The sequence below is a fragment of the Aquariibacter albus genome (genome assembly GCF_014145335.1).
Classification (GTDB): domain Bacteria; phylum Pseudomonadota; class Gammaproteobacteria; order Burkholderiales; family Burkholderiaceae_C; genus Aquariibacter; species Aquariibacter albus.
This window is the reverse complement of the sequence record NZ_JACIVI010000001.1, coordinates 171,511-181,418: the sequence shown is the minus strand read 5'-3', so window position 1 is coordinate 181,418 and position 9,908 is coordinate 171,511. Positions and strand designations below refer to the sequence as shown.

General features: G+C 73.4%; 9 protein-coding genes and 1 tRNA gene. 4 read left to right on the top strand and 6 right to left on the bottom strand.

Annotated elements, in window-relative coordinates; all coding sequences use genetic code 11:
- Window positions 1-89: 89 nt before the first annotated feature.
- Window positions 90-440 (top strand): hypothetical protein, encoded by a 351-nt coding sequence (locus tag H4F90_RS00890; protein WP_182660571.1) that lies wholly within the window; start codon window positions 90-92, stop codon window positions 438-440.
- A gap of 10 nt (window positions 441-450) precedes the next feature.
- Window positions 451-1,350 (top strand): hypothetical protein, encoded by a 900-nt coding sequence (locus tag H4F90_RS00885; RefSeq protein WP_182660569.1) that lies wholly within the window; start codon window positions 451-453, stop codon window positions 1,348-1,350.
- Between the two features lie 22 nt (window positions 1,351-1,372).
- Here the strand turns inward: H4F90_RS00885 and H4F90_RS00880 are convergent, their stop codons facing one another.
- Window positions 1,373-2,578 (bottom strand): MFS transporter, encoded by a 1,206-nt coding sequence (locus H4F90_RS00880; protein ID WP_328700787.1) that lies wholly within the window; start codon window positions 2,576-2,578, stop codon window positions 1,373-1,375.
- Window positions 2,575-3,594, bottom strand: coding sequence for a D-2-hydroxyacid dehydrogenase family protein (locus tag H4F90_RS00875; protein WP_182660567.1), 1,020 nt, complete (start codon window positions 3,592-3,594; stop codon window positions 2,575-2,577). Before H4F90_RS00875 ends, H4F90_RS00880 begins: the two co-directional genes overlap by 4 nt.
- 171 nt (window positions 3,595-3,765) lie before the next feature.
- Here H4F90_RS00875 and H4F90_RS00870 point away from each other — a divergent pair, with 171 nt between their 5' ends.
- Both H4F90_RS00870 and H4F90_RS00865 read left to right on the top strand, forming a co-directional pair.
- The gene (locus H4F90_RS00870) at window positions 3,766-6,240 is read left to right on the top strand and encodes a penicillin acylase family protein (RefSeq protein WP_182660565.1); all 2,475 of its coding nucleotides are present in this window, start codon (window positions 3,766-3,768) and stop codon (window positions 6,238-6,240) included.
- Window positions 6,241-6,280: 40 nt separating this feature from the next.
- Window positions 6,281-6,355, top strand: a tRNA-Arg gene (locus H4F90_RS00865).
- Between the two features lie 34 nt (window positions 6,356-6,389).
- Here H4F90_RS00865 and hemW read toward each other — a convergent pair.
- From hemW to H4F90_RS00845, 4 genes are read right to left on the bottom strand one after another with little or no spacing between them, the layout of a single operon-like run.
- A complete protein-coding gene (hemW, locus tag H4F90_RS00860) occupies window positions 6,390-7,598 on the bottom strand; it encodes a radical SAM family heme chaperone HemW (protein ID WP_182660563.1) in 1,209 nt (402 codons plus the stop codon).
- A 36-nt stretch (window positions 7,599-7,634) separates the two neighbouring features.
- Window positions 7,635-8,270, bottom strand: a complete 636-nt coding sequence (locus H4F90_RS00855; protein WP_182662933.1) for a non-canonical purine NTP pyrophosphatase — start codon at window positions 8,268-8,270, stop codon at window positions 7,635-7,637.
- 2 nt (window positions 8,271-8,272) lie between these two features.
- Window positions 8,273-9,028 (bottom strand): ribonuclease PH, encoded by a 756-nt coding sequence (rph, locus tag H4F90_RS00850; protein ID WP_182660561.1) that lies wholly within the window; start codon window positions 9,026-9,028, stop codon window positions 8,273-8,275.
- A gap of 58 nt (window positions 9,029-9,086) precedes the next feature.
- Window positions 9,087-9,902, bottom strand: coding sequence for a PP2C family protein-serine/threonine phosphatase (locus tag H4F90_RS00845; protein ID WP_182660559.1), 816 nt, complete (start codon window positions 9,900-9,902; stop codon window positions 9,087-9,089).
- Window positions 9,903-9,908 lie beyond the last annotated feature (6 nt).

The following is a 9,908-nucleotide window of genomic DNA, read 5'->3' as shown; positions in this document are numbered from 1 at the left end:
GCATGGGGCCGGCCGGCGCCGGGCAGGCCCGAGGCACACTGCACCCACCACCCGCGACCCACGTCCTACGACCGCCCCGGAGCCCCGCGATGAGCTTGCTTCCCCGCCGCGCCGCCACCCTGGCCGCCCTGGCCCTGCCCCTGCTGCTGGGCGCCTGCACCCAGGAAACCCAGAACCAGCTCAAGCGCGACCTGCAGAACTGGACCGGCACCGACGGCATCCTGGAGGTCTATTCCAACGGCGTGGTCGTCAAGCGTTTCCTGAAGATCGACAAGCTGAGCACCGCGCTGGGCACGCAGGACGGCAGCGCGCGCAGCTACCGCTTCGGCTACGGCGTGATCGACCTGAACCTGAACGGCACGGTCGATGCCGGCGAGAAGCGCGTGTACTTCGAGCTGAGCGACTACTCCCAGTACGTCTTCTTCGACAACCCGAACTGAAGTGGTCCGCATGAGCATTGCCGCGCTGCACACGCACTACGACCAGCCGGTCCGCCACTGCCCGGTCTGCGGCAGCGAGGCGCTTCAGGCCTGGTTCCACGGCGACCGCCACCGGCTGGGCCTGCGCCACCTGCGCTGCACGGCCTGCGGCCACGGCCTGCAGGCCCGCTTCCCCTCGCCGCAGGCGCTGAATGCCTTCTACGAGCGCGACTACCGCCGGCTCTACAAGAAGGGCGGCGCCGTCAGCCTCGACGAGATCCTGACCCAGCAGAAGTTCGAGCGCGGCTTCGGCGCCGGCCGCTTCGTAGCCGCCCATGCAGGCGATGCGGGCTTCGATGTGCATGTGGATTTCGGCGCCTCCGATGGCTTCGCCGCCGCCGGATTCAGCCGCTCGGTGCGGGCCCGGCGCACCCTCGGCGTCGAACCCGATGCGCTCAGCGCCACCCTCGGCCGCGAGTACCTCGGCGTCGAGACGGTGCCCGACCTGGCCGGGGCCCGGGCCGAACTGCCCGCGGGCGCCCGCGTGCTGCTGACGATGAACCAGGTCGTGGAGCATCTGCTCGACCTGCGCGGCCCGCTGGACCCGGGCCGCCTGCACGGCCTGGACGCCTGGCTCTACGTCGAGGTGCCGGACGCCGCGCGCTACCGCCGCGCGCGCGACTTCCACATCGCCCACCTGCATCACTTCAGCGCCTCCTCGCTGCGGCATCTGCTCGAAGGCCTGGGCTGGGAACTGCTGGCCCTCGACAGCTACCGGCCGCTGCGCCAGCCCCTGTCGCTGCGTGCGCTGGCCCGCCCGCGTGCAGCCGGCCAGCCGCTGCCTGCGGCTCCGGCCCCCACGCCCCTGCCGCCGCTGCGGCACGCGCGCATCAAGTACCTGCTGCGCGGCCTGCTGCCGGGCCGGGCCTGAGGCCGGCGCGCCGACGCGCGCTTCAGGCGCCGCGGCCGCGCCGCAGCCGCCGTTCGGCCCACACGCTGAGCCCGGCAGCCGACAGGATCCACAGCAGGCCGACCGGCGCGAGCCCGGCATAGCCCTGGGCCGCGACGATCAGGCCCCCGCTGGCCGAGCCGGCGGCATGGCCCAGGTAGATGGCCGAGCTGTTGAGCGCCAGCAGGGCCGGCGCCAGGGCCGGCGCGGCCGCGCTGAGCCGGGCCTGCTGGGCCGAGCTGGTCGCGAAGCCGCCCAGCGCCCAGGGCACGATGACCAGGGCCACCGCGAGCGGCGAACCGGCCAGCGGCCAGATCGCCAGGCTGAAGGCGATCGCACCCAGGGTCAGCAGCACCGCGCGGGGCGGGCCGAGACGGTCCACACGGCGGGTCATCAGCACATTGCCGATCAGGCCGCACAGGCCGGTCCAGAAGAACAGCAGGCTGATGGTGGTGGCGTCGGCGCCGAGCTGCTGGCGGTAGTAGGGGGCGAGATAGGCCTGCACGCCGAACTGCCCGGCGCTCTGCAGCGCGGTGACGGCGACGACGGCCATCAGGGCCGGATGGGTCAGCAGCTCGCGCCAGGCGCTGGCGCTGACGGCTGGGGGGCGGATGCCGTCGGGCACGACCCGCCACAGCCAGCTGGCCGCCACGCCGGCCAGCACGGCCACGAGGGCAAAGGCCGTGCGCCAGCCGAAGGTCTCGCCGATCCAGCTGTGCAGCGGCATGCCCAGCACCAGGGCCAGCGACCAGCCGAGGAAGACGAAGCCGATCGCCCCGCCGCGCTGCGCGGGCGGCGCCAGCACGCCCATGGCCGCGGCCGCCTGCGGGGTGAAGACCGAAGCGGTCAGCACCGTCAGGGCCCGCAGCACCATCAGCACGCCATAGTCCGGCGCGAAGGCACAGAGCAGGTGGCCCAGGGCATACCAGGCGAGGGCGGCGCTCAGCAGGCGGCGGCGGTCGAAGCCCGCGACGATGCCGGCGGCCAGCGGTGCGCTCAGGCACATGGTGGCGGCGGCCAGCGCGATCAGGCGGCCGCCCTCGGCCACGCTGATGCCGAGCGAGCGGGTCAGGTCGTTCAGCGAACCGACGGTGACCATCACGCCGCAGCCGATCGCGAAATTGCCGAACAGCAGGGCCCAGCGGCTGGCCCGCAGCGCGCGGGCCCGGACCTCGGCGCTGCCCGCGGGCGGCGCAGCCGAGGGACTCACCGCTGCGTCACCTTCAGCGCCTCGGGGTTGACGATGCCCGTGGGCGCGCGCTGGATGAAGGCCAGCACATTGGCGAAGGTGGCACCGAAGACGGCCTCGTAGGCGCCGGCCTCGACGTGGCCGATGTGCGGCGTGCAGATCGCGTTCTCCAGCCGCAGCAGCGGATGGCCCTGCAGGATGGGTTCGCTCTCGAACACGTCGATGGCGGCCAGGCCCGGCCGGCCGCGGTTGAGCGCCGAGACCAGCGCGCCTTCCTGGATCAGCTCGGCCTGCGAGGTGTTCACCAGCAGGGCCTCGGGCTTCATGCGGGCCAGATCCTCGGGGCCGATCAGGCCGCGGGTGGCCTCGACCAGGCGCAGGTGCAGGCTCAGTACGTCGCTTTCGGCGAACAAGGCCTCGCGGCTGGGCGCGGCCTCGTAGCCCTCGGCCACGGCGCGGGCGCGCGAAGCCTCGCTGCCCCAGACCTGCACCCTCATGCCGAAGGCGCGGCCGTAGCCGGCCACCCGGCGGCCGACCTGGCCATAGCCCCAGAGGCCGAGGCAGCGGCCCTCCAGCAGGGTGCCGAGGCTGAAGTTGGGCGGCATGGCCGCGGACTTCAGGCCCGACTGCTGCCAGACGCCGTGCTTGAGGTGGGCGATGTACTGGGGCAGCCGGCGGCTGGCCGCCTGCACCAGGGCCCAGGTCAGCTCCGCCGGCGCGGCCGGCCCCTCGCGCGACTCGGCCACCGCGATGCCCAGGCGGGTGCAGGCCTCCAGGTCGATGTGCTCGCCGACCGGCCCCACCTGCGCGATCAGCTTCAGCCGCGGCAGGCGCTCCAGCAGCAGGCGCGGGAAGCTGGTGCGCTCGCGGATGGCGATCACGATGTCGGCATCCCGAAGCCGCACCGAGAGCTGGCCGATGCCCTTGACCGAGTTGGTGAAGACCTTGAAGTTGTATCCCTCCAGCACGCTGGCGCAGGCCAGTTTGCGGACCGCGTCCTGGTGGTCGTCCAGAAGGATGATGTTCAACGTCGCCATGGGCGGCGGATTGTGCCTGCCCGGCCCCCGATCCGGGGCCGGGCGCGGGTCAATGGGGATCGGCCCGGGGACTTGCCCGGGGCCGTCGGGCCGGCGGCACGGGCCAGACTGCGGCGTCCATGCCGCGGCCGGGGTGAGCCGCCGGCCCGTGTCCCGCCCGATGTGCTGCCGATGGTCCTGCTGCGCCGAATCCTCCTCGCCCTGCTGCTGCTGGCCGGCCTGCTGGCCGCCGTGCTTTGGGCCTACACCCTGCGCGCGCAGCCCCAGCGCACGGGCGAGATCAGCGTGCGGGGGCCGCTGTCGCGGCTGTCGATCGAGCGCGACGCCCACGGCATCCCCACCATCCGGGCCGGGGCCGCCGAGGACGCCTGGTTCGGCCTCGGCTTCGCCCATGCGCAGGACCGGCTCTGGCAGCTGGAGCTGCACCGCCGCATCGGCGCCGGCCGCCTGGCCGAGCTGTTCGGCCGCGAAGCCCTGGGCAACGACAAGTTCCTGCGCGCGCTCGGCGTGCGGCGCGCCGCGCAGGAGCAGTGGGCCAAGGCCGATCCGCTCACCCGCCGCGCGCTGGAAGCCTACAGCGCGGGCGTGAACGCCTACGTCGGCGAGCATCTGCGCGCCCGGCCCCCCGAATTCCTGCTGCTCGGCCTGCAGCCCGAGCCCTGGACCCCGGTGGACAGCCTGGCCTGGTCGATCATCATGGCCTGGGACCTCGGCGGCAACTGGCGCACCGAGCTGCTGCGGCTGCGGCTGGGCCTCTTCCTGCCAGCCTCGCGCATCGACGAGCTGCTGCCGGCCTACGACGGCGAGCGGGCCCCGCAGCTGCGCGACTACGGCGAGCTCTACACCCGCCTGAAGATCGCCGGCACCGGCCGCCCCGCGCCGGCGGCCAGCATGCCAGCCGCTGCGGGCTCGGCCTTCTGGGACCCGCTGAGCCATGGCGGCGTCGAAGGCCGCGGCTCGAACAACTGGGCCGTCGCCGGCAGCCACAGCAGCACCGGCTTCCCCCTGGTGGCCAACGACCCCCACCTGCGCCTGAGCACCCCGGCCCTCTGGTACTTGGCCCGGCTCGAGGCCCCGGGCCTGCGCGTGGCCGGGGCCACCCTGCCGGGCCTGCCCATGGTGGTGCTGGGGCAGAACGAACACCTGGCCTGGTCCTTCACCAACACCTTCCCGGACGTGCAGGACCTCTACGTCGAACAGCTCGACCCGACGAACCCGCAGCGCTACCGAAGTGGCGAAGGGCCCGACAGCTGGGCCACCTTCGAGACCTTCCGCGAGCGCATCGCCGTGCGCGGCGAGGACGAGGTCGAGTTCATCGCCCGCCGCAGCCGCCACGGGCCGGTGATCTCCGACGCCGAAGGCCCGGCCACCCTCGGCCTGACCGGCACCCACCCGCCACGGCCCGATGCACCCGGCTACGCGCTGGCCCTGCGCTGGACCGCGCTGGATCCCGACACCGGCACCGTCGCCGCCGGACTGGGCTTCAACCGCGCACGCACCGTCGACGAATTCATCGCCGCCGGCAGCAGCTACGTCGCCCCGATGCAGAACGTCATCGTGGCCGACCGGCGCCGCATCGCCCAGATCAGCGTCGGCCGCGTGCCGCTGCGCAAGGCCGACAACGACCTGCGCGGCCGCGTGCCGGCCCCGGGCTGGGACACCCGCTACGACTGGGCCGGCTTCCTGCCGCCCGCCGAGACCCCGCGTGAACTCGATCCGCGCCGCGGCTGGCTGGCCAGCGCGAACCAGCGCGTCCACGGCCCCGGCTACCCACACGAGATCGGCAGCGACTGGGCCCTGCCCTTCCGCCATCGCCGCATCCAGCAGCTGCTGGCCAGCCGGCCGATGCACGACCTGGACAGCTTCGCCGCGATGCAGCGCGACCAGCACTCCCTGTTCGCCGTCGCGCTGCTCGACCGCCTGCGCAGCGCACGCAGCCCCCATCCGCTGGCGGCCCAGGCCCAGGCCCTGCTGGCTGGCTGGGACGGTCACATGGCGGGCGACGCCGCCGAGCCGCTCATCTTCTGGGCCTGGGTCCGGCACCTGGGCCGCGGCCTCTTCGCCGACCAGATCGGCGCCGAACGCTACGAACGCGAACTCACGCAGCGCAGCTTCCACGACGCCCTGCTGGGCGTGCTGCAACGCAACGACAGCTGGTGGTGCGACGACATGGGCACCCCGCAGCACGAAAGCTGCAGCGACCAGATCGACCGTGCCTTCGGTGCCGCGCTGGACGAACTGGAACGGCTGCAGGGCCACGAACCCGCCACCTGGCGTTGGTCGCGCGCCCACCTGGCGCGGGCCGAACACCGGCCCTTCAGCAAAGTCGGCCTGCTGCGCCGCCACTTCGAGCTGCAGACCCCCGTCGGCGGCGACACCTACACCCTCGACGCCACCCGCGTCTGGCTGGCCAGCGGCCCGGCCGACGCCATGCTGCCCTACCAGACCGAACACGCTGCCAGCCTGCGCCTGCTGATGGACGTCGGCGACCCGCGACGCTCACGCGTCATCCACCCCAGCGGTCAGAGCGGCCTCGTCTTCAGCCCCGGCTACCGCGACTTCCAGCCCCGCTGGGCCCAGGGCCAGACCGTCATGCTCTGGCCCGACACCGAGCCCGGCCAGATGCTGCGCCTGCTGCCCCGCTGAGGCCCTTGCGCCCCTCGGGCACAATCCGGCCGCGTCACGCCTCCCTGTAGTTCAATGGATAGAACGGGGCCCTCCTAAGGCTCAGATACAGGTTCGATTCCTGTTGGGGAGGCCAGTTGCGCAGGGCGGGACTGGCTGCCGGGCCAAGATCAATCCGGCAGAAACATCCCCACCAACTCATTCAGAAAGTCAAAGCCCTTGGCCGTGGGCTGAATCCAGCCTTCGGCGCCGAGTTTCAGCGCCAGCAGGCCGCGCTGCTGCGCGGCGTCGAGGGTCGACAGAATGGCGCCCAGGGGCAGGCCGGTGCGTTCGGCGAAGAGGTTGAGCGGCAGGCCGTCTTTCAGGCGCAGCGCGTTCATCATGAACTCGAAGGGCAGGTCCTTCGGGTCGATCTCGTGCTCGTTCGACACGGCGCGGCCGGCCGGGGCTTCGGCCAGGTAGCGAGCCGGCTCGCGCCAGCGGACCTGGCGGATGACGCGTTCGGCGAAGCTGAGCTTGCTGTGCGCGCCGGCGCCGATCCCCAGGTAGTCGCCGAACTGCCAGTAGTTCTGGTTGTGCACGCAGCGGTGGCCCTCGCGGGCGAAAGCCGAGACTTCGTAGCGGGTCAGGCCGGCGGCCGCGGTGCGTTCGATCAGGCGGTCGAGCAGGGCACTGGCCAGGTCGTCGTCGGGCAGGCCCGCGGGGGGGCGGCGGCCGAAGACGGTGTTGGGCTCCATCGTCAGGTGATAGACGCTGAGGTGCGGCGGGGCGAAGGCCAGGGCCTGGTCGAGTTCGCGGTCGAGCGCCTCCAGCGTCTGGCCCGGCAGGGCATACATCAGGTCCAGGTTCCAGGTGCGGAAGGCGCGGGCGGCCTCCTCCAGCGCGGCGCGGGCCTGGGCGGCATCGTGCACGCGACCCAGGGTGCGCAGCTGGGCGTCGTCGAAGCTCTGCACGCCGACCGACAGGCGGGTGACGCCGGCGTCGGCATAGCCCTGGAAGCGATCGCGCTCGAAGGTGCCGGGGTTGGCTTCGAGCGTGATTTCGGCGCCGGGTGCCAGACGCAGCAGGCTGCGCAGCATGTCGACCAGCGTGCCGATGGCGGCCGGGCTGAACAGGCTGGGCGTGCCTCCGCCGATGAAGACGCTGTGGACGTTGCGGCCCCAGACCAGGGGCAGCGCGGCTTCCAGGTCGGCACGCAGGGCGGCGAGGTAGGCGGCCTCGGGCAGCGCCTCACCCCCCGGCGTGGCGTGGGAGTTGAAGTCGCAGTAGGGGCACTTCTTCAGGCACCAGGGCAGGTGCACGTAGACGGCCAGCGTGGGCGGCGCGGGCAGGCGGAGCGCGCCGGGGTCGCGGTGCAGGGTGAGCGGGCGGGGGTCCATGGCACAGGCTCAGGGCGTGAGATCGGTCGATGCCGCTCAGGCCCCGAGGGCCCAGACCTCGCGCAGCTGGGCGAGCAGCGCTCGCGCGGCCGCGCCGCGATGGCTGAGTGCGGCCTTACGGGCGGCCGGCAGCTCGGCCACGGCGGCGGCTTCGGAGGGGATCCACAGCAGCGGGTCGTAGCCGAAGCCGCCCTGGCCGCGCGGGGCCTGCAGCAGCTCGCCGGCCCAGCAGCCGGTGGCGACGAGGGGCAGCGGGTCGTCCGCATGGCGCACGGCCACCAGCACACAGACGAAGGCGGCGCGCCGGTTTGCCTGGCCCTGCATCGCAGCCAGCAAGCGGGCGTTGTTGGCGGCGTCCTGGGCGGCGCGGCGGGTTTCGCGGTCGGCGAAGTCGGCGGGCGGCAGGGGGGCGTAGACGGCCGAGTCGACGCCGGGCTGGCCGCCCAGGGCGTCGACGCAGAGGCCGGAATCGTCGGCCAGGGCCGCGCCGCCGGCCGCACGGGCGGCGTGGCGGGCCTTGGCCAGCGCGTTCTCGAGGAAGCTGCGGTGCGGCTCCTCGGCCTCGGCGATGCCCAGGCTGCCCTGCGGGACGAGGTTCAGCGGCAGCTCGGCCAACAGGCCCTGCAGCTCGCCCAACTTCTTGGCGTTGTTGGACGCCAGGACCAGGCGCAGGCTCATCGTCCGAGCCCGGCCGTGATGCCCACCTCGGGCCGGGGTGCGGCCAGCGCGGTCTTCTGCAGGCGGACCAGTTCCGCGATGCCCTGCTCGGCCAGTTGCAGCAGGCGGTCCATCTCGGCGCGGCTGAAAGCGACGCCTTCGGCCGTGCCCTGCACCTCCACGTAGTGGCCTGCGCCGGTCATGACGACGTTCATGTCGGTGTCGCAGGCGCTGTCCTCGACGTACTCCAGGTCGAGTCGGGCCTCGCCCTCCAGCAGGCCGACGCTGATCGCGGCCACGTGGTCGCGGATCGGGTTGACGGCCAGCTTGCCGGCGTCGATCAGGCCCTGCACGGCCTCGGCCATCGCCAGCCAGGCGCCGGTGATGGCGGCGGTGCGGGTGCCGCCGTCGGCCTGCAGCACGTCGCAGTCCAGGGTGATGGTGCGCTCGCCCAGGGCCTTGAGGTCGACGACGGCGCGCAGCGAACGGCCGATCAGGCGCTGGATCTCCTGGGTGCGGCCGCTCTGCTTGCCGCGCGCGGCCTCGCGGTCGCCGCGGGTGTGGGTGGCGCGCGGCAGCATGCCGTACTCGGCCGTGACCCAGCCTTCGCCGCTGCCCCGCTTGTGCGGCGGCACGCGGTCCTCGACCGAGGCGGTGCAGAGCACCTGGGTGTCGCCGAAGCCGACCAGCACCGAGCCTTCGGCATGGCGGGTGTAGTGGCGGCTGAGGCGGACGGGACGCAGCGCGTCGGCGGGGCGGTTCTGGGGGCGCATGGGGCGGCGGGGCGGTCGCGGAAGGGGCCGCATGGTCGCATGCCCCGCAGCCGGCCGATCAATCGCCCGGCAGGGGCGGCGCCTTGAGCCGGTGCTCGATGGTGGAGCCCTCGGGCAGGGGGAGGCCCGCCGCGTCGGGGCCGGGCCAGCGCAGGGCCAGCGCACTGACGTTGTCGCAGCGCGGGCCGCCGGCGTCGAGCGCCGCCTCGGCCAGGGCGGGCAGCGCATCCTCGGGCAGGCTGTCGCTCAGCGCGGCGACCAGCAGGTCCTCGTCCAGATTGCCCCAGAGTCCGTCGGAGCACAGCATGAGGCAATCACCGGCCTGCAGCGGCAGCGGGCCGGCCACGTCGACCCGTGGCGGCGTCGGGCTGCCCAGGCAGGTGAAGAGCACGTGGCGGTTCATCTGCGCCCAGTCGGCCAGGTGCTCGGCGGCCTCGGGCGGCATCTCGGCGTAGCTGTGGTCGCGGGTGCGCGCCAGGAGGTGGCCGTCACGCAGCAGGTAGATGCGCGAGTCGCCGCAGTGCGCCCACCAGGCTTCGTCCTCCTGCACGAGACAGGCGACCAGGGTGGTGCGCGGCGTGTCGTCCAGGGCCTGCAGGCGGGCATGCTCGACCAGCTGCCGGTGCGCGGTGTGGACCGCCTCGGCGAGGAAGCTGGCCGGTGCGGCGATGCGCGGCTGCGCGGCGCGGGCGAAGAGCAGGTCCAGGGTCTGCAGCGCCAGCTGGGCCGCCACGTCGCCGTCGGGATGCCCGCCCATGCCGTCGGCCAGCAGCATCAGGGTGGCCTCGCCCCGGCGGGCATGGCCGACACGGTCTTCGTTGCGGCGGCGTCCGCCGCGGTGGCTGATCTGGACGGGGTCGAACCGGTGGGGCACGTGCGG